The 24,029-nt window shown below is 70.5% G+C and carries 26 protein-coding genes; 14 read left to right on the top strand and 12 right to left on the bottom strand.

Going from position 1 to position 24,029, the window contains the following annotated elements; genetic code table 11:
- Positions 1-18 precede the first annotated feature (18 nt).
- The gene (locus tag HEB94_RS16720) at positions 19-774 is read right to left on the bottom strand and encodes a phytanoyl-CoA dioxygenase family protein (RefSeq protein ID WP_192750754.1); all 756 of its coding nucleotides are present in this window, start codon (positions 772-774) and stop codon (positions 19-21) included.
- Between the two features lie 140 nt (positions 775-914).
- Here HEB94_RS16720 and HEB94_RS16715 point away from each other — a divergent pair, with 140 nt between their 5' ends.
- Positions 915-1,421: a mycothiol transferase gene (locus HEB94_RS16715; protein ID WP_192750753.1), complete on the top strand. Its 507-nt coding sequence runs from the start codon at positions 915-917 to the stop codon at positions 1,419-1,421.
- Here the strand turns inward: HEB94_RS16715 and HEB94_RS16710 are convergent.
- Together HEB94_RS16710 and HEB94_RS16705 are read right to left on the bottom strand one after the other, a co-directional pair.
- Positions 1,405-2,661, bottom strand: coding sequence for an MFS transporter (locus tag HEB94_RS16710; RefSeq protein ID WP_192750752.1), 1,257 nt, complete (start codon positions 2,659-2,661; stop codon positions 1,405-1,407). The genes HEB94_RS16715 and HEB94_RS16710 overlap by 17 nt on opposite strands.
- 36 nt (positions 2,662-2,697) lie before the next feature.
- Positions 2,698-3,507 carry an alpha/beta fold hydrolase gene (locus HEB94_RS16705; protein ID WP_192750751.1) on the bottom strand — a complete coding sequence of 270 codons (810 nt, stop codon included), beginning with the start codon at positions 3,505-3,507 and terminating at the stop codon, positions 2,698-2,700.
- Positions 3,508-3,672: 165 nt separating this feature from the next.
- On the opposite strand from HEB94_RS16705, the gene HEB94_RS16700 reads away from it, so the two are divergent.
- Complete coding sequence (locus tag HEB94_RS16700; RefSeq protein WP_337917732.1) at positions 3,673-4,566, top strand: AAC(3) family N-acetyltransferase; 894 nt, start codon at positions 3,673-3,675, stop codon at positions 4,564-4,566.
- Here the strand turns inward: HEB94_RS16700 and HEB94_RS16695 are convergent.
- Positions 4,535-5,209, bottom strand: coding sequence for a TIGR03086 family metal-binding protein (locus tag HEB94_RS16695; RefSeq protein WP_202896385.1), 675 nt, complete (start codon positions 5,207-5,209; stop codon positions 4,535-4,537). The two genes, HEB94_RS16700 and HEB94_RS16695, sit on opposite strands and share 32 nt — an antisense overlap.
- A gap of 87 nt (positions 5,210-5,296) precedes the next feature.
- Positions 5,297-6,058 (bottom strand): TetR/AcrR family transcriptional regulator C-terminal domain-containing protein, encoded by a 762-nt coding sequence (locus HEB94_RS16690; RefSeq protein ID WP_192750749.1) that lies wholly within the window; start codon positions 6,056-6,058, stop codon positions 5,297-5,299.
- 486 nt (positions 6,059-6,544) lie between these two features.
- Between HEB94_RS16690 and HEB94_RS16685 the strand changes: the two genes are divergently transcribed.
- Positions 6,545-6,853 carry a WhiB family transcriptional regulator gene (locus HEB94_RS16685; RefSeq protein ID WP_192750748.1) on the top strand — a complete coding sequence of 103 codons (309 nt, stop codon included), beginning with the start codon at positions 6,545-6,547 and terminating at the stop codon, positions 6,851-6,853.
- A 42-nt stretch (positions 6,854-6,895) separates the two neighbouring features.
- Here the strand turns inward: HEB94_RS16685 and HEB94_RS53540 are convergent, their stop codons facing one another.
- The gene (locus HEB94_RS53540; RefSeq protein WP_192750747.1) at positions 6,896-8,836 is read right to left on the bottom strand and encodes a heparinase II/III domain-containing protein; all 1,941 of its coding nucleotides are present in this window, start codon (positions 8,834-8,836) and stop codon (positions 6,896-6,898) included.
- 174 nt (positions 8,837-9,010) lie between these two features.
- Between HEB94_RS53540 and HEB94_RS16675 the strand changes: the two genes are divergently transcribed.
- The 5 genes from HEB94_RS16675 to HEB94_RS16655 all read left to right on the top strand — a co-directional run bounded on the left by HEB94_RS16675 (position 9,011) and on the right by HEB94_RS16655 (position 13,102).
- Positions 9,011-10,027, top strand: coding sequence for a carbon-nitrogen hydrolase family protein (locus HEB94_RS16675; protein WP_192750746.1), 1,017 nt, complete (start codon positions 9,011-9,013; stop codon positions 10,025-10,027).
- Positions 10,028-10,162: 135 nt separating this feature from the next.
- The gene (locus tag HEB94_RS16670) at positions 10,163-10,531 is read left to right on the top strand and encodes a VOC family protein (protein WP_202896384.1); all 369 of its coding nucleotides are present in this window, start codon (positions 10,163-10,165) and stop codon (positions 10,529-10,531) included.
- A 39-nt stretch (positions 10,532-10,570) separates the two neighbouring features.
- Positions 10,571-11,044 (top strand): MSMEG_6728 family protein, encoded by a 474-nt coding sequence (locus tag HEB94_RS16665; RefSeq protein WP_192750745.1) that lies wholly within the window; start codon positions 10,571-10,573, stop codon positions 11,042-11,044.
- Complete coding sequence (locus HEB94_RS16660) at positions 11,041-11,991, top strand: phosphotransferase (protein WP_192750744.1); 951 nt, start codon at positions 11,041-11,043, stop codon at positions 11,989-11,991. The genes HEB94_RS16665 and HEB94_RS16660 overlap by 4 nt, the downstream gene beginning before the upstream one ends.
- Positions 11,992-12,064: 73 nt before the next feature.
- Positions 12,065-13,102: a glycoside hydrolase family protein gene (locus tag HEB94_RS16655; protein ID WP_192750743.1), complete on the top strand. Its 1,038-nt coding sequence runs from the start codon at positions 12,065-12,067 to the stop codon at positions 13,100-13,102.
- A gap of 78 nt (positions 13,103-13,180) precedes the next feature.
- On the opposite strand, the gene HEB94_RS16650 is transcribed toward HEB94_RS16655, so the two are convergent.
- The 4 genes from HEB94_RS16650 to HEB94_RS16635 all read right to left on the bottom strand — a co-directional run bounded on the left by HEB94_RS16650 (position 13,181) and on the right by HEB94_RS16635 (position 16,050).
- Positions 13,181-13,360 (bottom strand): hypothetical protein, encoded by a 180-nt coding sequence (locus HEB94_RS16650; protein ID WP_192750742.1) that lies wholly within the window; start codon positions 13,358-13,360, stop codon positions 13,181-13,183.
- 21 nt (positions 13,361-13,381) lie between these two features.
- Entirely contained in the window at positions 13,382-14,062 is a 681-nt protein-coding gene (locus HEB94_RS16645) for a hypothetical protein (RefSeq protein ID WP_192750741.1), read from the bottom strand.
- Positions 14,063-14,312: 250 nt separating this feature from the next.
- Positions 14,313-15,098, bottom strand: coding sequence for an alpha/beta hydrolase (locus tag HEB94_RS16640; RefSeq protein WP_192750740.1), 786 nt, complete (start codon positions 15,096-15,098; stop codon positions 14,313-14,315).
- An 85-nt stretch (positions 15,099-15,183) separates the two neighbouring features.
- A complete protein-coding gene (locus HEB94_RS16635; protein WP_192750739.1) occupies positions 15,184-16,050 on the bottom strand; it encodes an NAD-dependent epimerase/dehydratase family protein in 867 nt (288 codons plus the stop codon).
- Positions 16,051-16,406: 356 nt separating this feature from the next.
- Here HEB94_RS16635 and HEB94_RS16630 point away from each other — a divergent pair, with 356 nt between their 5' ends.
- On the top strand, positions 16,407-18,056 hold the full coding sequence (locus tag HEB94_RS16630) for an alkaline phosphatase D family protein (protein WP_192750738.1): 1,650 nt from the start codon (positions 16,407-16,409) through the stop codon (positions 18,054-18,056).
- Positions 18,053-18,946 (top strand): discoidin domain-containing protein, encoded by an 894-nt coding sequence (locus tag HEB94_RS16625; RefSeq protein ID WP_192750737.1) that lies wholly within the window; start codon positions 18,053-18,055, stop codon positions 18,944-18,946. The genes HEB94_RS16630 and HEB94_RS16625 overlap by 4 nt, the downstream gene beginning before the upstream one ends.
- A gap of 66 nt (positions 18,947-19,012) precedes the next feature.
- Here the strand turns inward: HEB94_RS16625 and HEB94_RS16620 are convergent, their stop codons facing one another.
- Both HEB94_RS16620 and HEB94_RS16615 read right to left on the bottom strand, forming a co-directional pair.
- Entirely contained in the window at positions 19,013-20,230 is a 1,218-nt protein-coding gene (locus tag HEB94_RS16620) for a beta-ketoacyl-[acyl-carrier-protein] synthase family protein (protein WP_192750736.1), read from the bottom strand.
- A gap of 258 nt (positions 20,231-20,488) precedes the next feature.
- Entirely contained in the window at positions 20,489-20,989 is a 501-nt protein-coding gene (locus HEB94_RS16615; RefSeq protein WP_192750735.1) for a GNAT family N-acetyltransferase, read from the bottom strand.
- A 155-nt stretch (positions 20,990-21,144) separates the two neighbouring features.
- Here HEB94_RS16615 and HEB94_RS16610 point away from each other — a divergent pair, with 155 nt between their 5' ends.
- The 4 genes from HEB94_RS16610 to HEB94_RS16595 all read left to right on the top strand — a co-directional run bounded on the left by HEB94_RS16610 (position 21,145) and on the right by HEB94_RS16595 (position 23,850).
- Positions 21,145-21,960: an SAM-dependent methyltransferase gene (locus HEB94_RS16610; RefSeq protein WP_192750734.1), complete on the top strand. Its 816-nt coding sequence runs from the start codon at positions 21,145-21,147 to the stop codon at positions 21,958-21,960.
- Positions 21,961-22,031: 71 nt separating this feature from the next.
- Positions 22,032-22,550: a sigma-70 family RNA polymerase sigma factor gene (locus tag HEB94_RS16605; RefSeq protein WP_192750733.1), complete on the top strand. Its 519-nt coding sequence runs from the start codon at positions 22,032-22,034 to the stop codon at positions 22,548-22,550.
- Positions 22,547-23,257 carry an anti-sigma factor gene (locus tag HEB94_RS16600; RefSeq protein WP_192750732.1) on the top strand — a complete coding sequence of 237 codons (711 nt, stop codon included), beginning with the start codon at positions 22,547-22,549 and terminating at the stop codon, positions 23,255-23,257. Before HEB94_RS16605 ends, HEB94_RS16600 begins: the two co-directional genes overlap by 4 nt.
- Positions 23,254-23,850, top strand: a complete 597-nt coding sequence (locus HEB94_RS16595) for a COG4315 family predicted lipoprotein (RefSeq protein WP_192750731.1) — start codon at positions 23,254-23,256, stop codon at positions 23,848-23,850. The genes HEB94_RS16600 and HEB94_RS16595 overlap by 4 nt, the downstream gene beginning before the upstream one ends.
- Positions 23,851-24,029 lie beyond the last annotated feature (179 nt).

The raw sequence follows: 24,029 nt of genomic DNA, 5'->3' as shown, positions 1-24,029 counted from the left end.
CGCCCGGTGGGGGGTGAGTTACACCCGCGCCGTGCGCCGGCTGCGGTAGCGCGCGTTCGGCGCCTCGAGGATCGCCCGCTGCCGCTCGGTCAGGTCCGGGTAGGCGTCCGGGTCGTAGTACTGCGCCGACCACGACAACGACGCCGGGCTGTACTTGAAGAACGCCGTACGACGCTCGTCCGCGCCCCGCCAAGGCAGCGTCCCGTGGACGAGGGCCTCGGTGAAGATGACGGCGGTGCCGGCCGGTCCGGTGACCCGTCGTACGCACGGGTGCAGCTCGGACAGCTGCTTCCAGTCCTGGGGGAAGGCGAATGCACTCTTGTGGCTGCCCGGGACACACGCGAACCCGCCGTCGTCGGGTCCGACGTCCCTGAGGTTGAACCCGACGGCGACCAGGCCGCTACGGATCTGCCCGCTCGTCGTCACGGTGTAGTACTCCGAGGAACGGAACGGCACCGCGCCGCCGTGCAGGACGGTGCCGATCGGGCCGTCACCGGAGCGGATCACGTCGGCGTAGGTGTGGTCGAGGCGGAAGTCCGGGCCGAGGATGTCGGTGAGTACGTCGACGACGGAGGGTAGGTCGATGAGCTCCCGGAACGCCGCGTCGCGTTCGAGGAGTGAGCCGAACCGGTGCGTCCGCATCTCGGGCTCGGTCTCCTGCTGGATGCCCAGGTCGAGCTGGTGGTTGAGCCGCTCCAGCAGCTCGGGGGAAATGGCGTCGGGAACGGTCAGGTATCCCTGCAGGTCGAACAGATAGCGATCCTCGTCGTTCACGCGTCCTCCGTCACGGATCGGGTTCACCGCCGCCGATTCTTCCACCAGGAACGTGGGGCGAGCCGGGCCACGACCGGCCAATCTTTGTGGCCAGGGTGGGTGGGGAAGAATGACGGGCGACCAACCCAAGGAGTGATCACATGAGCAGTTTCGACCTGTTGGTGGACGCCTTCGGCCGGATCCAGGAGGAGGTGCACGGTGCCGTCGAGGGACTGACGGAGGACCAGCTCACCTACCGTGTCGAGGCTCGGGCCAACACGATCGCGTGGCTCGTGTGGCACCTGACCCGGATCCAGGACGACCACATCGCAGACGTCGCGGGGACCGACCAGGTCTGGGTCGCCGGTGGTTGGGCCGAGCGCTTCGACCTGCCGTTCGGTGTGGCCGCGACCGGCTTCGGACACACCGACAAGGACGTCGCGCTCGTCCGGGTGCCGGCCGACCTGCTGCTCGGCTACCACGACGCGGTGCACGACGCGACGATCCGCTACGTCCGCACCCTCACCGACGAGGAGCTTCCCCGCATCGTCGACGAGTCCTGGGACCCGCCGGTGAGCCTCGGCGTCCGCCTGGTCAGCGTGGTCAACGACGACATGCAGCACGCCGGGCAGGCGGCCTTCGTCCGCGGCATCATCGAGCGGGCCTGATCCGCGTCGTCGCCGGCGAGGCGGTCACCAACCTCCGGCCGAACGGACGCCAGGCGATCGCGGTGAGCCCCGCCATCACGACCGCCGACACCCAGAAGGGCCCGGCCAGGCCGAGCCGGGACGCGATCGGTCCGCCGATCAGCGCACCGAGGGCGTGGCCGCCGATGGAGAACATCATGGCGACGCTCTGCACCCGTCCGCGCAGCTCGTCGGGTACGGCGCGCTGGCGGATCGTGACGGTGACGCCGTTCCAGACCGAGGCGTGCACACCGAACGCCACCAGCACCGGCGCGGCGAGCCAGACGGTGGTGGACAGGGCGAGCCCGACGTGGGTCAGGGTCTCGACGACGAGACCGACCCGCAGCAGCACCGAGCCGTCGAACCGGCCCTGCAGCCGCGGCGCGACGGCCGTGCCGAGCAGGCCGCCGACCGCGCTCATGGTGATGAGGACGCCGTACCCGACCTCGCTCAGGCCGAGCCGGTCCCGGCTGTAGAGGACGAGGATCGAGAATCCGGCCGTCAGGGTGACGTTCATCAGGCACAGGGCGACGGCGAGCATCCGGATCACCGGCTCGTGCCACAGCCAGCGCACACCGTCGACGATGTCGGCTCGGACCGAGCGGCGGGGCACGTCCGAGGGCACCGGCTGGCCAGGCGACACAGGTCGGTCGGCGCCGACCTTGCGCATCGTCGCGATGAGCACCGCGGCCAGCACGAAGGTCGCGGCGTTGACGCCGAACGGCAACGCCATCGCGACCACGAACAGCGCGGCGCCGAGCGGCGGTGCGGCGAACCTGTTGACGAGGTAGAACGCGGCCTGCAGCCGGGCGTTCGCCCGGGGCAGGTCGGCGGAGGAGACGATGGCGGGCACCATCGCCGCCGACGCGTTGTCGCCGAGCGTCTCGCAGGTGCCGGCCAGGAAACCGGCGGCGTAGATCACGAGCAGCGTCGCCGCGCCCTGCCACACGGCGACCGCGAGGGCCGCGATGACGAGTCCCCGGACCACGTTGACCACGACGATCAACCGCTGCCGGTCGAGGCGGTCGACGTACACGCCACTGACCAACGAGAAGAGCAGCCACGGGAGCTGCTGGGCGAAGACGGCGAGCCCGACGAGGACGGGATCGTCGGTGCGCGAGGCCACGAGCAGGGGCGCCGCCGCGGCCGCGATGCCGTCACCCAGGTTGGAGATGACGGTCGCCGACAGCAGTGTCTGGAAGTTTCGCCCCAGCCCCGCCACCGATGGCCCCCGTCCGCGCGCTCGTGACGACGAAGCCTACGGTGCCGAGCCCTCCGGCCGCGCCTGCCCGAGGAAGGTCTCGACCATCGGAACGACGTGCTCCGTACGCCGCATCATGGCCATGTGGGTCGTGTCCGGAAGGACCGCGAGTCGGGCGCCGGGCAGGAGATGCGTCATCTCCACGGCGTGTTCGAGCCGGGTGAAGTCGTTGTCACCGACGATGATCAGCGTCGGCGCGGTGATGGCGCGTACGGCATCCTCCGGCCAGCCCCGAAACGCCGACACCATTGCGGAGAGCCGGGCCGCGAACGCCTCGAAGTGGTCGGGGTCGGGAGCGACCTCCTCGTAGGCGGCCTTCATCTCCGCGAAGTCCGCCGAGGTCGGCATCCGGGTCGAACCCGGGTGAGACTCCGGGTCACGGATCTCTTCGTGATAGCCGTCCTGGCGGACGTGCGACGACCCGAGCACCATCCGGTCGACCCGCTGCGGATGGCGGATCGCGAACTCCGTCGACACGAGCCCGCCCAGGCTGAAGCCGAACAGGTCGGCCCGCGCGATGCCGAGGTGGTCGAGGAGCCCGGCCACGTCGTCGGCGAGATGTTCGAGGGTGAACTCCCGGTCGATGTCGGCGGTGCGGCCGTGCCCTTGCAGTTCGACCGCGACCACCTGGCGGGACGTCGCGAACGCCGGCAGCATCGGCCCGAAGTTCGAGTCGATGGTGAGCAGGCCGCCGTGCAGGAGGACCAGGGGCCGTCCCGTGCCGTGCACCTCGTAGTACATCTCCAGGCCGTTCACCGGCGCGTACGCTCCCGCCGCGGGAGCCAGGTCCTGGGACTTGCTCGTCATGGGTACTCCCTGTGGTCGGTTTCTCGATCCTTGGACCGACGGATGCCCCGAAACTCATCGCGGTACGCCCGGACCGGGAAATCACTGGACCGGAAACCACTGGACCGGGCGGCCGCAGCCTGGTCTGATCACCTCGGGCAGCCGGAGTCGGGCACAGGAGGTGTCGTGGTCGCATCCGTGACCGAGCGCGCCGTCGTGGACGGGTTGCGCGCGCTGGGACTCTCGAGTTCCTCGAGTGTGGTCGTGCACGCCTCCCTCCGGTCCTTCGGCCGGGTCGAGGGCGGTGCCGAGGCGGTCTGCCGGGCACTCGTCGAGGTCTGCGGCACGGTGCTGGTGCCCGCGGGTACGTGGGACGCGACCGGGGTGCCCGGACCGCCCGGGCTGCCCCGCCCGCACAACGCGTACGTCGGCGCGACGACGTGGGCGGAGTTCGACGACGCGCTGGCCAACGCCACGCCGTTCGCTCCCGACCTCCCGGTCGACCGGGAGCTCGGCCAGATCGCGGAGACCATGCGGCAACGCTTCCCGCACGAGCGCGGCGCGCACCCGCTCCTGTCCTACCTCGCCGTCGGCACGCACGCCCGGCACCTGGTCGAGGCACAGCGACCGGACTGGCCGCTCGGCCCGTTCGAGGCGCTCGCCGACCTCGACGGCGACGTACTGTTGCTCGGCGTCACCCACACCTCCGACACCGCGATCCACCTCGCCGAGCAGCAGCTGGACCGGTCGCGCTTCCATCGGTACGCCAAGGCGGCGCCGGGCGTCTGGATGGAGCTGCCGAACATCCCGGGCGAGAGCCACCGCTTCGACGACATCGCACCGGACCTGGCGGGGGCGACCCGGTCGGTGCTGATCGGCGAGTGTCGGGCGCTGCGGGTCGCGATCCGGACGGTGCTCGCCGCCGTGCGACGCCGCATCCTGGCCGACCCGGCCGCGCTGCTGTGCGGCGACCCGGCGTGCCGGTGCGGCGCCGCGCTCCAGCAACGGCTGGGCCTGCTCGCGGATCCCGCGCGCTCTCGGGAGGACGCTACGGCGTCCAGGCCGGGTCCCGCCCGCTGAGACCGAGCGCGCGGTCCAGCAGGGGTGCGTCGGGGGCGACCTCGACGATGGGGCCGAACAATCCCTCCCGGTCAGCTCCTGGCGCGGCCGACATCGTCGTGAACTGGAAGCACACCTCGGTGCTGCCCGGGTCGCAGTGGAACGGCTGACCCGTCGCGCGGGCGAGGTCCCAGCCGTGCAGGACCAGCTCGTCCATCGCGACCATGGCAGCGACCTCGCCGGGCAGGGTGAGCCCGCCGGCCTCGGTGGTCCCCTCCCACGCCGCGGGGTCACGCCAGGCCTCCACGAGTTCGCCGAGGCGGACCGGCAGCAGCTTCCGCCACTCCGGATCGAGGTTGGCCGCCGACCCGAGTCCGGGCTCGGCCTGCGCGAGGTCACCCGTCTGCGCCCGCAGCGGCTCGGTCGCCTTGGTGGCCGCCCAGGTGAACGCCAGGCTCAGACCCATCAGGTGGTCGAGGAGGTCCGCGACGGTGTAGATCGCGCACGGCGTGGGCGCGGAGAGCTGGTCGTCCTTCACTCCGGCCGCGAGCCGCGTCAACTCCTGGGCCGGCGGGCCGAAATCGTGCATCGTGGTCATGGCGTGTCCCTCTCGGTCGAACTCCTGGTCCTTGGACCGCCGGATGCCCGCAAACTCATCGCCCATGCGGGAGCGGATCGACGAATCCAAGGAATCGCCGCTGGAAGACCGAGGGAGTACGCCGATGCCGCGCCCTGAGGAGCGCGCCGAGCGCTAGCGCGAGACCAACCGGTCGAGCCGGTCCAGCAGATCCTCCAGGGACTGCTCGAACTCGGCGTCGGTGTGGTCCTGGGAGAGCAGCGGTTCCATCCGCTGGATGTGCGGGAAGCCGTCGAGCGACACCTCCTGGGTGTTCGGAACGTCGGCGCCGCCTTCGTTGATGGGCTCCTCCGTGGTCAGGGCGCGACCGCTCAGGGTGGCGACCTCGAGCAGCAGATAGCCGAGCAGGTAACTCGTGAAGGTCCGGTAGGCCGTCACGGCGTTCTCCACGCTGAAGCCGCGATCGGTGAGGGTCGCGAGGAAGTCCTCGACGACCTCGAGGCTGCGCAGCGGTGGCCGCAGCCAGGGTGCGGCGGGGTGTCGGGTGGCGATCAGCGGAAACAGCTGCGGGTGCTGGCGGGCGAGGCGGCGTACGGCATGGGCGAGCCACTGCAGGTACGCCTGCCAGCCGTTCCCCGCCAGGAGTTCGCGCCGCCTGGCGTCGACATGGAGGTCGTCGACCATCCTGCGCACGATCCCCTCGAGCAGGTCCTCCCGGCCGTTGACGTAGCGGTACAACGACATGGCCTCCACGCCGAGGTACTCACCCAGCCGTCGCATGGTCAGGATCGGCAACCCGTAGCGGTCCACGAAGTCGATCGCCGCGACGACGATCGTCTCCCTGCTCAGCGTGCCGCGGCCTGGCGTGCCCTGGTCCCCGGACCTGGACGTTTCGCCGCGACCGCCGGTGGCGTCCGGCGGGCCGGACTCACTCATGGTGCGCTCCCTCTCCGACGAGGCCGCTGCCCTGGGGCGGCCTCTCGAGCCATGGGCTCTGCACCCTGGGTATCACCTCAGTCGCGAAATCGGGGCTTGCGCATCGCGTGCTTACAACGTAAGGCTGTTAAGTAGCCGGCTTACTTTGTAAGCCTCAGGAAGATGCGGCAGCGCAGGCACACGGAGAGGAATCGCCTACGAGCAGAACGTAAGAATCGATCTCAGATTTTGGATGCTCCCGGATCCAGTCGCCCCCGAAGCGCCGGAGTGCCTCGCGCCAGGCCATCCGCCTGAACGATCCCTCTGACCGCCCGGCACGGGGCGGACGGTCCTGGGAATCGGTGGGAGTCGTGAACGTCGTTGCCCGGCGACGCCACGCCGACCACGCCCACGCGCGGAGGACGGGGCCGCGTCTGTGTCCAAACCACCTGTCATCCAGCCGTGGACCCGCGACGTCGAGCCCACGGTGGAGGGAAGAGGTTCACCATGTCCAAGCGGCGCGCAGCCGTACCCGGTGGGCGCAACCTAGGCGTCACCGGAATGACCTGGGACTGGCACGAGAAGGCGGCCTGCGCCAACGGCCCTTCCGAACTCTTCTACGGCCCCGATGGTGAGAAGCCCCCAGCGCGCATAGCGCGGGAGGAGCGCGCGCTCGCCATCTGCGGACGATGCCTCGTCCGCACCCAGTGCCGCAACCACGCCATGGGCTTCCCCGAGCCCTACGGCGTGTGGGGAGGCACCACCGAGTCCAGCCGCTCGTCGACGCGACGCGGCCTCACCTCGCGAGTCGCCTGAGGTCACCTGAGGACTCGACCCGGTGGCGCTCCCCACCAGTCACTACTCCGCCGCGCCCGCGTACAGGTCGAGCTCCCAGGAGCCCCGCCGGGACGGAACGGCCGCGGTCATGGTGATCCGCCACAACGCCTCGCCCCACGCGCCGCGCAGCCGCCGGTCGTCCAGGTCGATCCGCTCGACGACCGGCGGCTCGAAGCCGCGGTGATCGATCACGAGGGACCGCGCCGGGGTCGGCACCAGGATGCTGCCCGCGCTCTGACAGTCGGGCTCGGCGGCGACGATCAGGTGGAGGGTGATCGCGTGCGGGTCGTGGTCGAGTTCCCACTCGTCCCGCCAGCTGATCCGGGCGGCGTCGCCGCGGTCCAGCGCGACCTCACGCCACCAGTGCAGCAGGCCGGCATCCTCGGGATAGGCGCCGGCGATGTCCAGCCGCACCTCGGCCCGCTCCTCGCCGAGCTTCGCGGTGACGTCCCGCGCGGCGAACTCCGTCCCCGGCAGCTGTTCGTGACCGTCGACGTTCGGCAGGTTGTGGTAGTCGCTGCGCATCGTCCAGATCTCGTAGCGCCGCGGCCCGAAGTGTTGCCGGGTGTACTGCGCGACACCCGCGTCGACCAGCGCGGGATGCCCGTCCACCGCGACCAGGACGGTGCCGATGTCGTTGTGGTTGTGGCTCTCGCCGTTGTGGCCGCCCTTCACCGAGACGAACAGTCCCTCGACCCGGCCCGCCTGTTCGCGGGCGGTCAGCAGCTGGGTGTCGGGCCACCAGGCCTGGCCGACCAGCGGCGCCGGCGTCGACGGCGCGTCCCGCCAGTCTTGGTCGGCGAGCGCGAACAGCGACCGGCCCAGGGAGAGCCGCGGCGTCGTGACCGGCCCGCCGCCCCGCATGAAGCGGGCGTGGGCGCACGCCTCGGCGTCACCCGTACGGCGTCCGAAGTGGTACAGCACGTGCGGCTCGGCCGTGTCCGCCGACTCGATCCGCGCCGGCCCGTCGCCCACGTTGACGTACCAGCCGTCGGCGATGTGCACCCGGTGCGGGTAGTGCACGATCGCCGCGATCTTCGGGATCGCGAACCCGTCGAGCACCCCTCCGGTCGCGTCGTACAACTGCGCCAGGCATTCCGACAACGAGGCTCCGGCCCGCCACCAGTACATCTGGCCCTCGTCGCAGCCGCCGTCCTCGGGATAGCCCGACACGAAGACGTCGAGCCCTTCGACCGCGCGACTCACGGTCGTCACGATGTCCTCCGCGCTCTCGTCGAGCAGCAGCGAACAGGCCAGGACGTTGGAGTTGATCCACGGGTTCCAGTTGTTGACCGGACGCCTGGTGCGGCCGAACCACACCCAGCTGTCGTCCGTGCGTTGCGGGACCAGGATCCGCTCGCGTACCTCCTCGACGACCCGCCGGGTCACGAGCGGCGACCTGGCGTCGAGCCGCTCACCGAGGACGGCCACCGTCCAGGCGAGCAGGGCGCCGGTCTCGGCCGCGAACAGGTCCAGACTTGGCCGTGCCGGGTCCGGCAACCGGACGCCCTCCTCCCGGGCGGAGAAGTCGTGCGCGGGTACGCACCAGGTGGTCTCCTCCAGCATCAGCCAGACACCGTCGAGCACGTCGTCGTGCCAGCGCGCGTCGTCGGTCAGGAGCGCGGCGAGAACCGAGGCGACCGTACGCCGACGCCGGCCGAAGTACTCGTCCTCGTACCGGATCCGGGTCCCGGTCTCGATGAAGTCGCGCCACAGACTCGCCGTCAGTACCGGCCATGGCCTGGCCGAAAGCTCCTCCGCACGCCGCAGGACGTCCTGCCTGGTCGCCTCGTCGACGGAGTCCCAGAAGCCGCGGTCGGACACGTCGGGCACAGGACGCCAGCGGCCCGGTCCGGGCAGGACACGCGCGAGCAGGTCCGGGTCACGAAACGCCGCCAGGGACTCCGGCGGGGTGCTGCTCGGCGGATGCGGGAGCGGGGATGTCGGGCTCGACGGCTGCACGGAGAATCCTCCTGGAGTCGGGTGAGTGGTGGTTCGGCTCGGTCCGCTGGGACGACGATGCCGACCTGGACGCGTGCCGTCCAGTGCCGGAACGCGCCGTCCCGACCCGCATCGCGCCGGCATTCGACCGGCGTCACGACCGCCAACGGGTAGCCGAAGGGAGCGCGACAGCGCATGCCGTACGAACTCGAGGACGTTGAAAGCCCGGTCCCCACCGTCCCGCGACGAGGACCGGACGCACCGCCCCGCAAGGTCGTCGTCGGCACCGTGATCTTCGGAGCGGGCGGCGACTATCCGGGCTTGCGCGCACGAGCGGGTGAGCTCGCGGCCCTGGTCGAGGAGTTGGCCGCCCGGGCGGCACGGCGTCGGCCCGACCGCGGACTGGACCTCGTCGTCCTGCCCGAAGCCGTCCTCACCCCGAACGCGGAACTCGCCAAGGACCGCTCCATCGCCGCCGACGATCCCGTCCTCGACGTGTTCCGCGACCTGGCCCGGCGGTACCGCAGCTACCTCGTGGTCCCCCTCGACCTCGTCGAGGCCACGCCGTCCGGCTCGGTCTACTCCAACGCCGCCCTGCTCCTCGACCGGCGAGGTGCGCTGGTCGGCACCTACCGCAAGGCGCATCCCGTCGGGGTCGGCGCCGGCTCGACGCTGGAGGGCGGGGTGCGCCCGGGCGCCGAGTATCCCGTCTTCGACTGTGACTTCGGCCGGCTCGGCATCCAGATCTGCTGGGACGTCGTCTACGACGACGGCTGGGCCGCGCTGGCCGCGCGGGGCGCGGAGATCGTCGCCTTCTCGAGCGCGTCGCCGGCCACGATCCGCACCGCGGCGCACGCGGCTCGGCACCGCTACTTCGTCGTCTCCAGCACGCCCCGCGACAACGCGACCGTCTACGAGCCGACCGGCCTGGTGGCGGCACGCATCGAGCAGCACGGTGAGGTCCTCGTCCACGAACTCGACCTCAGCCACGTCCTGCTGGGCTGGTCACCCACGCTGCGCGACGGCGCCGCCCTGCGGGAGAAGTACGGCGAGCGAGTCGGCTTCCACTACGACGACCGCGAGGACATCGGGTTGTTCTGGTCCAACGACCCGACGACGAGTGTCGAGGCGATGGTCCGCTCGATCGGAGTGGAGCCGATCGACGCGCAGATCGCCCGCAACCTCGCCCAGCGCGGCGAGGCGCTCCGCTGATCGCCGGGACCCGACCCGTCCGGCCTGGTTGGCTTGGCTTGCCGGGGCTTGGCGAACCGGAGAAGCGTGCGTCCGGCGAAACCCAATCGGGTACGAAGAACGAGGTGTGTCACTCCCGGAGAAAGGACCCGCACCATGTTCCAGTCCGGCTTCCCGATCCTGTCCACTCCCGACATCGCCCGCTCCCTCGGCTTCTACCGTGACCTGCTCGGCGGCGAGGTGTCCTTCCAGTACCCCGAGCAGGGACCGCCGGGGTACGTCGGACTCACGATCGGCAGCATGCACATCGGCATCGGCCTGTCCCCCGACACGGTGCCGGGCACGAGCGGGCAGCGTGTCTCGCTCTGGTTCTACGTCGACGACTGCGACGAGGAGGTCAAGCGGCTGCGCGCCGCGGGCGTGTCGGTCGTCGAGGAACCCGCCGACCAACCATGGGGCGAACGAATGGCGCGGGTGCTGGACCCCGACGGCACCGAGGTCATCATCGCGACCGCCGAGAAATGACGGGGCACGCGAGCGGGTGCGAGCTCTAGCCTGAGGGCGATGCAGACGTTCCTGCCGTACGCCGACTTCGCCGCCACCGCGCGACTGCTCGACCAACGTCGGCTCGGCAAGCAACGGGTCGAAGCACTGCAGGTGCTCCGCGGCCTGACCGTCGCGGGATACGGCTGGCGGCACCATCCCGCGGTGCGGATGTGGAGCGGCTACGAGGAGGCGCTGGTGCGGTACGGCCTGGAGATCTGCGCGGTCTGGGAGGGTTCCGGCCGCCAGGACACCTGCGCGCGGAGCCTGCGGACCGATCTCGCCCAGTACACCGGCCGCGACGTCGTACGCGACCAGGTGGAGCTGGAGAGCGCGGGAGAGCTGCCACCGTGGCTCGGCGATCCGGAGTTCCATCGAAGTCACCGGTCCGCGCTGGTCCGCAAGGACCCGGACCACTACGGCAAGGTCTTCGCCGACGTACCGCCCGACCTCCCCTACGTCTGGCCGACCTCGGACCGGGCAGGACAGACGTGACGCGCCATCCGGCAACGCGACCGTCGACCACTCCCGCGCGCGAGGTGCTGGCGAGGTTCGGGGTCGACATCGAGAAGGCACACCGCTCAGGCACCAGCGCGTCCAACGAGGTCTGGCTGGCCGAGCGGATCGTGCTGCGGCTGAGCCGGGGACCGGGGTCCTCGCTGCGCCGGGAGGCGGCCCTCGCCTCGATCCTGCCCGCCGACGTCGGATATCCCGAGGTGCTCGGCCACGGCGTCGACGACGGCCGGGAGTGGGAGGTGACGACCCGGCTGCCCGGGCGCAACCTCGAGGAGGCCTGGCCCGACCTGGACGCCGACCGTCGCGCGGACGCGGTCACCGACCTGTGGAGGAGGGTGCGGGCGATCCACCGCGCCGACGTCGAACGAGCGCGGGCGCTCGGGTGTACGTCGACACCCTTCTACGCCCTCGCCGAGGCGGACGCGGCCCGGCTGCTGGGTGGGCTCACCGAGCAGGGCCTGGTGGACGAGGTACTCGGCCGGCGGCTGCGGGAGATGCTGGCCGAGATGTTCCACGCGGTGCGCCTGGTCCCCCTCGCCCTCGCCCACACCGACGCGGGGCCGGGCAACTGCGTGTGGACGGGATCGCACGCCGTTCCGATCGACTTCGAGTTCGCCTGCGTCGCGCCGGCAGACCTCGACCTGGAGAACGTCCTGCGGTGCCTGGCCTTCCAGTCCGGCCCGGACCCGACCGGACGGCTCGTGCAGGAGGCCGCCGAACTGCTCTCGCGTCCGGGGGCGCGCACCCGGCTCTGGGGCTACGCCGTACTCCGGGACCTGTGGGGGCTGCGGCTGTGGCTGCACAACGCCCAGACCTCCAACGACATCGAGCGGTGGGGCGGTGACCCGGAGGACTTCCGTACCTGGGGACCGTGGCTCCACCTTCGTGGCCACGCCAACCGGACCAGCTGGCTCGCCGACCTCTGAGCCCGACCGCCTCTGAGCCCGACCACCTCAGACCGCCACCGACCACCGACCACCGACCACCGAGGAGCGCATCATGACCCGACCCGTCGACGTCCCCGACACCGATCCCGGGTTCGAGCGCCTCCGTACGCCGGAGAAGGCCGGCCGGCTGCTGCTGGCGCCGTCGTTCCTGCGGACGAGGTTCGACGCCCTCGCCGTCGACTGTCCGTTCGTGTTCCGGCACAACGGGCGGGCCCACATGACCTACGTCGGCTGGGACGGTGTGGGCTACCAGACCGGCCTGGCCTCCTCCGACGACCTGGTGCACTGGCAGCCCGAAGGCGTGATCTTCGGCCGGGACGGCCGGGACGACCTACGCCGGCACAACGCCGCGATGACGTCCATCCTTCGCGACAACGACCTCTTCGGGTCGGGCGAGCTGATCGCGCAGGACTCGCGCTACTTCGCGACCTGGCACGCGTACCCCGACTCCGGCTACGAGACGGGCCCGGGTGTGATCGGTTTCGCGGCGAGCCCGGACCTACGGTCGTGGGAGCCGGTCGGCGGGCTGCTGCGACCGGGCGAGGGCGGCGCCTGGGACGCGGGCGGGCTCTACAAGTCCTGGCTGCTCCGGCACGACGGCCTGTACTACGTCTTCTACAACGCGAAGAACCAGACCACGGGCTCCTGGCGGGAGCAGACCGGTGTCGCGGTCTCCGAGGACCTGCTGACCTGGACCCGCCCGGTCGACGGCCCGGTGCTGCGCAACTGCGGGCCGGGCGACTTCGACGAACGATTCGCCTCCGACCCGTGCGTGTTGCGGTGGGGCGACCGGTGGGTGATGTTCTACTTCGGCCTCGCCGCCGACGGTCACGCCCGGGAGGGCTGGGCCTGGTCGACCGACCTGCTGACCTGGACCAAGGGCGGAACGATCCTGCTCGACGTCGGGCCGCGGGGCAGCATCGACTCCCTCCACGCGCACAAGCCGGCCGTCATCGCCGACGACGCGGGCCGGCTGCATCACTTCTACTGTGCCGTCGCCCGCCGCGAGCCGGTCCGGGTCGGGGACCACGAGCAGCGGGAGATGCGCGGCATCAGCGTGGCGACCAGCCCGACCAGCCGGCTCAGCTGACCTTCCTCGCCTGCCTGATCGCCGCCGCAGGCGCTTCTAGGTACGACGTGGTCGGCCGGCCCGGAAGGGCCGCGCGAATCAGTGCGCGTTGGCGTTCGTCTTCCGCTTCGAGGAGATCGCGGAACTCACGGCGGTGACGCCGACCGCCGCCCCCACCGCCACCACACCGGAGCGGATGGCGTTCTTCGCCGTCGCCAACTCCAGCACGTCGTCCTGCATCTTCTCCCAGGTGCTCTTCTGGTGGAACGGATTCCTCATGCTTCCTCCCTTGCGTCGCCGCTAGCGCGCGTTCTGGTCTGAGGACGTTCCGGCCTGCCGGCGAGCCTCACCGACGAGTTCCTCCGCGCGCCGACGGGCTTCGGCGGCGGCGTCCTGTGCGGCTTCGGCTGCCTTGTCGGCGAGTTGTCGGGCGACGGCCATCTGTTCGGCGGCTTCCGCGATCTTCGCCTCGGCCCGCCCCTGTGCGCCTTCGGCCCGCGAACGGGCGTGCTCGACCTGACCGTCAACCTCGTCGGACGCCTGGCGGAGTACCCGGTCGGCCTCGGTCTCGGCACGTTCGCGTTCGCGCTCGACCATCGTGTCAGCGCGCCGGCGGGCCTCCGCGACGCGACGGTCGACCGCCTCCTGGGCGTCAGCCTTGGCTTGACGCATGCGCTCGCGTCCCTCGTCGCTGGCCGTGCGTACGGCGTCGGAGAGTTCCTTCGCCGCCGTCGCCTCGTCGAGGGCCTCCTCCTCGACGAGTGCGGCGCGCTCGGTCGCCTCACGGGCTCGCTTCAGCCGGACCTCGACCGAGACACCGCCACCGGGCAACGACTCCCGCGCCGCCTCCCCCGCTCGTCGTACGGCATCGGCCGCGCCTCCGGCGGCCCAGCCGATGGTCGCCGGCACTCGGGTTCGGCCGGCGAGCCACACGATGTTGGAGGGCAGTTCCTTCACCCCGGTCGTCGCCTGACGCGACACCCAGCGGACTGCACCTTTTCTCGCCATCTCCCCTCCCGCAGGTCTTTCGCGGTAGCGATGAAGGGGTCACCACAGTGATCCGCGCCGCTGTTCCTCATCCTATCCGGCAACCGATCCAAAGCCCGCTCGACGATTCGGGGCCAATGCCGGAGCGATCAGCGCGGTGCCGGAGAAACTGAGAAAAGAGCCGTGAGATTGTTCGGTCCTCCACCCGAAAAGCACGAAGGCACCGAAGGCGAGGTTCCTGGGGCTACGTCGGGTCACCCTTTCCCAACGGCAGCCAGGCGAGGACGTCCTGGATCTTCCGGTCCCAGTAGCCCCACTCGTGCGCACCCGGACCGAAGTCGGTCGTCACAGGAATGTCGTTGCGACGCGCGGTCTCGAGGAAGGTGTGGTTGGACTTCAGGAGCGGATCCTCCGTGCCGCAGCACACGTAGAGGTCCGGCGTCGAAGCCGCGGCCGTGTCGGCCTGGTCCAGCAGCCACAGCAGGTCGTCGTCGGTGCCCCGGACCGGCCGGTCGCCGAAGACGCGGTTCATCATCTCCGGCCGGTTACGCAACCGCTCCGGGTCGCCCATGTCGAGCGCACCGGACAGGCTGGCCGCGGCGGCGAACCGCTCGGGGTGGCGCAGCCCCCACTTGAGTGCGCCGTACCCGCCCATCGACAGCCCGGCGACGAACGTGTCCTCGCGGCGCTGGGACAGCCTGAAGAACCGGTTGGCGATCTCCGGCAACTCCTGCGACAGGAACGTCCAGTACCGGTTGCCGTACACCTCGTCGGCGTAGAAGCTTCGGTGGACCTGCGGCATGACGACGGCGAGCCCGAGCGGTGCGACGTAGCGTTCGATCGAGGTACGCCGCAGCCAGATGGTGTCGTCGTCGCTCATCCCGTGCAGGAGGTACAACGTCGGGTGCCCCTCCGCCCTGGCCGCGCCGGTCATACCGATCTGGGCCGTCGTCTCCTGCGGAAGAATCACCGTCATGGAGGTGCTCAACGCCAGCGCCTCCGAGAAGAAGTCACAACGCAGCAAAGCCATCAGAGGGTCTCCTTGTGCCTGTTGCCTCGCGTGGAACTGGATCTTCTCCGATGGCCGCCGCCGGCCAGCACCTGGGGTCGGCGCCTCACCGTCCTCGGGCGAGGTCGGCGAGCGCGTCCTGGTGGGCCGGCTTCCAGCCGAGCTGCTCGCGGGCGCGGGCGCCGGTGAACCGCTGGTCCAGGGCGAACGCCTCGGCGATCGGCCCCATCTGGGCGAGCGCCTCGTCCAGACTCAGGGTCACTGTGCTGCCTGGACAGCCGGCGGCGTGGCTGAGCGCCTCGGTGACCTCCTGCTGCGTCGGATGCTGGTCGCTGACGCCGGCGTAGACAGATCCCGCCGGAGCGCGCAGCGCGAGCACGTACAAGGCGACGATGTCGTCGCGGTGGACGAGCGCCCAGTGGTTGGATCCGTCGCCGATGCACGGAACAGCGCCCGTGGCGCGTCCGGGCTCCACGAAGAACCGCTCCAGCAGGCCGCCAGATTCGCCGTAGACGAGGCCCGGCATCACCAGGACCGGATGCCCACCCGTCTCGGCCCGGGCCAGGACGCGTTCCTCGTTGGCCAGTCGCCACGCCCTCAGCCGTGGCGGATTGCGTCGGGCGTCCTCGTCGACCACACCGTTCGTGTCGCCGTACACCCAGACGCCGCCCGTGTGGACGTATGGACTCCCGTGGGCGCCGTCCAGCAGGGCCTCAGCCGCTGCGAGATCAACCTCGTCGGGCTTCTCCTCCGACGCGGCGAGGTGGATCACACCGTCGACGTACTTGGCCGCCTCGCGCAGCAGAGCCGTGTCGGTCAGCTCACCTCGGACCGGGATCGCGCCGACGTCCGACACGGTCTGGGAGGCGCGGTCGTTCCGCGCAAGTGCGGTCACTTCGTTCCCCTCCCGGACCAGTGCCCTGATCGTGGAACGGCCGACATATCCGGAGCCGCCCGTGACGAAGATCCGCATCGGCTGGTGCCCCCTTCCACTCGCCGCTTCTCGCCTGCCCCTCCAGCCTCACCCCGATGCCGTTCCTCTCCAAGTGGTCGATTGAATGCGTCCAGGTGACGGCAGTCTCATTGCCCTCATTCGCGCGTCACGTGCGCTCATGGCGCTCATGTGCGTTCACTGTCTTGACACACCGGTGTGGCGCTCGTACTTTCAGCGCCGGAACGGCAAGCATTCATCGTCATCCACGTGATTCCCGGCGACGTGGCCGTCCGTTTGTCTGCGCCGAAGTCAGCTCACGGCCACAACCGCGTCGCCCATACGCAATGTGGCGTTGATCAGATCCTGCTGATCAACCCATTTGATGGAGAGGTTGGATGTTGCCTTCTCGCCATGGCGCCACGACCGACGACACGCTCCGTCGTGCGGCGCACAGCACCCGCCGTCGATTCCTCACCGTGACCGGCGCCGCCGTGGCGTTGGCGTTCGGCACCAACATGAGCACCACCTCGACCGCACGGGCCGACGAGGCGTCGCTGCGGTCAGACCCCTTCACCCTGGGCATCGCTTCGGGTGATCCGCTTCCGGACGCCGTCGTGTTGTGGACCAGGCTCGCGACGGAGATCTTCGACCCGATGGGCGGACTGCCCGACCAGCCGTTCCCCGTGCGCTGGCAGGTCGCCGACGACGAGGGGTTCCGGCGCATCGTGCGGCAGGGAGTCGCGACCGCGCGGCCGGAATACCGCCATTCCGTCCATGTCGACGTGACCGGTCTCGAGCCGGCGCGCGAATACTTCTACCGCTTCAGGGTCGGCCGCTACGTCAGCCCGACCGGGCGTACCAGGACTGCGCCGCCGGCGGGAGCGACGATCTCCTCGCTGCGCTTCGCCTTCTCCTCCTGCCAGAACTACCCCGAGGGTTTCTACACCCCGTACAAACACCTCGTCGACGAAGATCTCGACGTCTTCTTCTTCCTCGGTGACTACATCTACGAAAACGCTGTCAACTCCGTCGGTGGAACCCGCAACGACACCTCGACCGAGATCCCCGACATCTTCCAGATCCCGCCGGACACCCTCGACCTGTATCGGTTGCGCTATTCGCTGTACAAGTCCGACCCCGACCTGCAGGCGGCCCACGCGGCGTTCCCCTGGGTCGTCACCTGGGACGACCACGAGGTCGAGGACAACTACGCCGATGACATCGCCGCGAGCAACAAGCCGGTCGACGACTTCCTCGTCCAACGCGCCAACGCCTACCGCGCGTACTGGGAACACATGCCGCTGCGTCCGTTTCAGGAGCCGTCGGGTCCAGACGCCCAGTTGTACCGGCGACTCTCCTTCGGTGATCTCGTCCAGGTCCACGTGCTCGACACCCGTCAGTACCGATCCGACCAGGCCTGCGGTGACGGCGCCAAGGCCGGCTGCACCGATGCCGGCGACCCCGCCCGCACCATCCTCGGCGAGACGCAGCGCGACTGGCTGCTGGACGGCCTCGGCACCTCGACCGCGCGCTGGAACGTCCCCGCGCAGCAGGTCTTCCTGGCCAAGCGCGCGGCCAGCCTCACCGATCCGCCGTTGCTCGCCATGGACGCCTGGGACGGCTACACCGCCGACCGGCAACGGCTCTTCGACACCATCACCGACGCCGACGTGAAGGGCTTCGTCGCCATCACCGGTGACACGCACACCAACTACGCGAGCGACCTGAAGGCCAACTTCGAGGACGAGGCCTCGCCCACCATCGGCGTCGAACTCATGGGCACGTCGATCAGCAGCGCGGGCGACGGCTCCGACACCACCCCTGCACTCGCGATCGAGATGCAGGCCAACCCGCACTTCAAGTTCAGCAACTTCCAGCGCGGGTACGTGCGCTGCGACGTCGACCGGGACCAACTCCGGGCCGACTACCGCGTCGTTCCCTACATCAGCAGGCCGGGTGCGGACATCTCCACCCGCGCGTCGTTCGTGACCGAGCGGGAAGCCGCCGGCCTGCAGTCGACCGAATCGAAAGTGGACGTCCGATGAACGCCTTCTCACGTCATGTCATCAGGCCGCGCGTCCGCGGCGCCCTCGGCGTGAGTGGGATGGCCACCGCGCTGCTCGCCGGAGCGATCTTCGCACCCGCGTACGCCGCGGCGCCGGCCCCCGCCGGCGTCGAAGCGGTGACGGTCGCGACGGACCCGACCCAGCTGGACATGGAGACGGGCCAGTGCAGGGGCGCGAGCTTCAACGTCCAGATGACCAACACGGGAGACACCCCGGTCTACGCCGACGCCACGCTGTCCGCACCGAGCGCCCTCGAGTTGCAGCGCACCATGATCTCGACGTACCTTCCGGCCGGCTACACCCGCGACGTCCCCATCCCGGTGACCTCTCCGCTCGGGACGGAGGCGGGCACCTACCGGATACGCGTCGAGAGCGGGGCCAGCAAGGCGACCCTCCGGGTGACGGTGACACCGAGCGCCCCGGACCCGAGCGGCAACCTCGCGCTGTCCGCGACGAGGGTGTCCGCCTCCTCGACCCACCAGCGGTTCAAGCTCTGCGGTGCGGTCGACGGGGACGCCGACTCCTCGCACTGGTCGACCTCGACCGGCTGGAACGACGCGACCTCGCGCGGCTGGCCGGACTGGTTCCGGCTGCAGTGGGCCACCCCGCAGACCGTCGGCCGGGTCCGGATGCAGACGCTCGACTCGACCGCCAACCCCGCGTCGAGGTACGGCCTGCGTGACTACGACGTCCAGGTGCTCTCCGGCTCGGAGTGGCAGACCGTCGCATCGGTCCGCGGCAACACCCAGGGGCTGATCAACTCGACGTTCACGCCGGTCCAGACGACCTCGGTCCGGATCCTGGCCATGTCCAGCAACGGCGCGAACGACTACTCACGCATCGTCGAACTGGGCGTCTTCGGCTCCTGACCCCGCTGGGTGAACCGCAGCATCCCGCCTGACGACAACGCCGTCAGGCGGGATGCGGGGAGTCGCTCAGGGAGTGGTGGTGAAGACGAGGGAGACGTTGTGCCCGCCAAACCCGAAGGAGTTGGCCAGCGCCGCCCGGAAGGAGGCCTGCCGCGCCTGACCGGACACGACGTCGAGCTTCACCTCGGGGTCGAGCTTGTCGAGGTTGATCGTCGGCGGGATGATCTGGTCGCGGAGGGCGAGGACGGCCGACATCGCGCCGATCGCTCCGGCCGCTCCGAAGAGGTGACCGGTCATCGACTTCGTCGCGGTGACGGCGGTGTGGGGTCCGATCGCCTCGGCGATCGACGCGGCCTCGGTCAGGTCGCCCTGCGGGGTCGAGGTGGCGTGCGCATGCACGTGCCCGATCCCCAGCGCCTCCAGTCCGGCGTCCGAGATGGCCTTCCGCATCGCCCGGACCTGGCCCTCCTGCGTTCCGGCGGTGATGTGGTAGGCGTCGGAGGTGATGCCCGCCCCGGCCAGCGCCGCGTGGGCGCGAGCGTTGCGGGCGGCGGCGAACTCCGCGCGCTCGAGCACCAGGATGGTGGCACCCTCGCCGGTGACGAAGCCGTCCCGGTCGGCGTCGAAGGGGCGGGACGCCTGCTGCGGGGCGTCGTTGCGCGTCGAGGTGGCCCGCGCCTGCGCGAACCCGGCGATCGGCATGGCGTGGATGAAGGCCTCCGTACCTCCCGCGACCACCACGTCGGCCCGGCCGAGGCGGATGAGGTCGAGGGCCATGGAGATCGCCTCCGCGCCGGAGGCGCAGGCGCTGACCGGCGTGTGCACGCCGCCTCGGGCGCCGAGTTCCATGCTGACCCAGGCGGCGGAGCCGTTGGGCATGAACATCGGGACGGTGTACGGCGAGACCCTGCGTGCGCCGGAGCTCTCGAGGATGTCGTCCTGGCCGAGCATGGTCAGCGCACCGCCGGAGCCGGTGCCGATGACGACGGCCAGCCGCTCCGGGTCGACCTCCGGGCTACCGGCGTCCTCCCACGCCTGGCGAGCGGCGATGAGCGCGATCTGCTCGCAGCGGTCCAGCTTGCGGGCCTGTACGCGGTCCATGACCTCGGTGGGCTCGACCTTGAGCCGGGCCGCGATCCGCACCGGCAGGTCGGCTGCCCAGTCCTCCTCGATCGCGGAGACTCCGGAGTGGCCGGCGAGCAGCGCCGCCCATGTCGAGGCGACGTCTCCACCGAGCGGCGTGGTCGCTCCCAGTCCTGTCACGAGCACGTGATCAGCAGTCATCAGACACCTCTCCTTGTCACCGAGCCAATCCTTCGCGTCACCACGAAGGTGATCCCGCAGATGTCACTCTGCCAGGCGACAGGCAAGGCTGAGGTGTAGTCGCCAACCGAGTCCAAGGGCATGGACTTGTAGACCATGAACAAATCCGGCCTCGCGAGCGGAGCCGGATCAGTCGAGATCGAGGAGCTTACCGAGGCTGGTCGTGAGCTGCCTACGCTCGGTCGCGGTGAGCCGGGGCTCCCGGCGGACGGGTGAGCGCTAGCGCCCGGCGAGTTCCTTCCGCATCAGGGTGCACATCGTCTCGTAGCGGTACGGCGAGCCGTCGGGCCCTTCCTGGTCCCAGGACTCCAGCGCGCGGTCATAGGCGACGTAGCCCAGCCGCTCGTACAGCGCCCGAGCCCGGGGGTTGTTCTCCTCGACGTCCAACTCGGCGCGGCTCAGACCACGGCTCCGCATCCGCTCCTCCATGGTCGCGACCAGGAAGGTGCCGATGCCGAGCGACTGGAGTTCGCCGCGGACGGCGACCTCGGTGATCGAGCCGGCGCCGGGATGGGTCTCGTAGTCGACCCCGCCCTTGGCGACCGACGTCCCGGTCGCTGTCACCACGACGAGGTAGTCCATCGCGCCGGCCCGTGCTCGGGCGAGTTGCCGCGCCATGTTCGCCACGTGCAGCGGTGAACCCGACCACGCGAGGCCCGGCAGATCCGCCTCCGTCAGGTCGCGCACCGTCAGCGTCACCCTCATCGTGTGGGCCGTCATCGTTCCCCTTCCGCCGGCACTCCCACACATGATTCGCCGACGCGGGTCCGGACGGAACCGAGTTTTCGGCGGAACCGGTCGTCCGCCCCAGCAGTTGTCCAAGGACACGGCAGGCAGAGCCAACGACGGCGCGAGCGACCGGAGACGGGGCCAGGATGAGCGATCAGCCGGACCAGACGACCACGACGGCGACCACCGCGACCACCGCGGACGTCTTCGATGCGGTCTTCTCCGCCTACGAACGGTCACCGCGGGTTCGGGAACTCTTCCGCGCCGACTTCGACCCCTCCCTGCCACCCGAGGTCGAGCTCTTCTCCTTCACCCCGTCGGACGCGCTGCGGCTGATCGCGCTGGCACTGGACGTCGCCGCCGGGGACACCCTCGTCGACCTGGCCTGCGGGCGTGGCGGCCCCGGCATGTGGGTCGCCCGCGAGACGGGTGCGCGTCTCGTGGGAGTCGACGTCTCACCGGTCGCGGTCGCGCAGGCGCAGCGGCGGGCGGCGGACTTCGGACTGTCCGGGCGGGCGGAGTTCCGGGTCGGCGCGTTCGCGGAGACGGCGGAGATCCTGCGCCCGGCCATGGCCGACGGTGTGATGTGCGTGGACGCGCTGCACTTCGCTCCGGATCCGCTCGCGGCAGCACGCGACGTGGCCCGCATCCTCCGGCCCGGCCGCACGTTCGCCCTCACCACATGGGAGGGCCCACGAAACGACGCCGGGTATCCGGCCGAACTCGCGGGCACGCTCGTCGCCGCCGGCTTCGTCGACGTCAACGTCGAGGAACATCCGGAGTGGGACGAACGCCGGCGCGCGCTCTACGTCGCCGCGCTCGAACTGGAGCCGGGCGACGACACTGCGTTGGCCAACCTGCAGCGGGAGGCGAGTGTCGCCCTCCCCCAGATGGCCGAACAGCGGCGCCTGCTGATCACGGCTCGAAGCGGATCGAGGACGGGGCGAAACAGCGCCCGCTGACCCGCCGGCTCGGGCGAGCCGAGCGAGCATGATCATTGAACGGCGGCCCCGTAGCGTACGTACTTCTCATCATGAGGACGTCTTCTGCCCGTGAGGAGGAGCTGGTCCGGGCGCTCTACCGAGAACACGCCGGGCCGCTTCTCACATACGTCCGGAGCCTGGTCGCCGGCGACGCGCGGCGGGCAGAGGACATCGTCCAGGAGACACTGCTCCGCGCCTGGCGGCACGCCCGCGACCTCACCGCCGAGACGGCCCGGCCGTGGCTGTTCCGGGTGGCTCGCAACCTCGTCGTCGACGGCCACCGGGCGGCCGTCCGACGGCCGCAGGAGGTGTCCGCGGACGTCCTGCTCGCCCACCCGGCCGACGACGAGTTCGAACGGACCCTGCTGGGCTGGCAGGTCGCCGACGCGCTGCAGGCGTTGACCGAAGCGCACCGTGACGTGGTGGTCGAGCTGTACTTCCGGGACCGCTCGGTCGCCGACGCGGCGCGAATACTCCGGGTGCCCGAGGGCACGGTCCGTTCCCGCGCCTACTACGCCCTGCGCGCCCTGCGGCTCGCCCTGGAAGAACGCGGGGTGACCTCGCCATGAGTACCGGCCAGCCGTTCTCCTTCGGGTCCGACCCGGCACCGACCTGCCCGTACGCCGTGCACCTCGCGATCCTCGCGCTCGGTTCCCGGGACGACGGGGCCGGTGTCGACCTCGAGGACCACCTCAGGGAGTGCCCGTCGTGTCGGGCCGAACTCGCCCGACTACGCGAGCTGCCGAGGCTGCTCGCGGTGACCCGCGAGGTCGGCGCCGCCCCGACCCGGCAGCACGAGGTGCCCGCTCCGCACCTGCTGGATCGGCTGTTCGACGCCATCGACGTCGAACGACGGCAGCGGCGCAGGCGACGGATCGGTCTGTCGGCCGCCGCCGCCGTGGTGGCCGGTGCCGCCGCCGCGGGGGTCGCGGTCGCCGCCTGGCCGGCCACACCTCCTCCGCCGCCGTCCCTGGCCGGCAGCTCGAACCTCGGCGTGGCCGCCGAGGCGACGGTCGCCGCGCGGCCGTGGGGCAGCCAGATCGAGATGACCCTGCGCGGGCTCACACCCGGCGCCACCTGCCGGTTGCTCGCCCGAGCACGGGACGGGCGGGTCGAGACCGCCGCGTCCTGGCGGGTCACCTACCAACGAACCCTCCGTGTGGAGGGGATGACATCCGTCCCGTCCGCGGAGCTCACCGAGCTCCAGGTCGTGGACGACCATGATCGCCGGTTGGTCACCGTCGCGGTGCCGCCGGCAGAGAGGAAGAACCGATGACTTCGAGAAGGTCCACCGCACAGGCCATGGTCGGCGCGGCCGCGCTGCTGGCTCTGACCGCCGCCGCCTGTGGTGGTTCGGGTACGTCCGCAACCGCCACCGGCGGCTCCAGCGGGAGCACGTCCGACCCGTCGCCGTCCGGCGGCGCCACGGCCGCGGGGAAGGTCACGACCCGTGACGTCGCCGACGTCGGAACAGTTCTCGTGAACGGAAAGGCCATGACGCTCTACACCAACGAGGCCGAGAACTCCGGCAAGATTCGCTGCGTCGGCAGCTGCACCGACTTCTGGCCACCCGTGACGGCCGACAAGGCTCACGTCCCCGCCAGCGTTCCTGGCATGTCCGGCGCGTTCAGTGTCGTGGACCGTCCGGACGGGACGACCCAGCTGGCGCTCGACGGGCACCCGCTCTACACCTTCAGCGAGGACCGCACGCCCGGATCCGTGAGTGGGAACGGCTTCAGCGACGACTTCCAGGGCACGAAGTTCGTCTGGCACGCGGCCACCCCGGACGGCTCGACCCCGAAGGCGACCGCCGGCGACGGTGCCGGGAACACCGGTGGCGGGAACAGCGGGTACAACTACGGCTACTGATTCTGGAGAGCTCTATCGAAAAGCGCGACGAGGTGCCGAGTGACGGGAGGCCGGTCTGGTCCCGCCAGCCACGATCGGCGCAGGCACGGCCGTCAGCCAAATCGGGCCACCCACCACCACACCACTAACCACCCTCACCTGCAGTTCTACGGCGTGACTCCTCCCCACGGCTGCAGTCG

This window comes from Actinopolymorpha pittospori (assembly GCF_014873875.1).
GTDB classification, from domain to species: domain Bacteria; phylum Actinomycetota; class Actinomycetes; order Propionibacteriales; family Actinopolymorphaceae; genus Actinopolymorpha; species Actinopolymorpha pittospori.
This window is presented reverse-complemented; position numbering and strand designations above follow the sequence as displayed.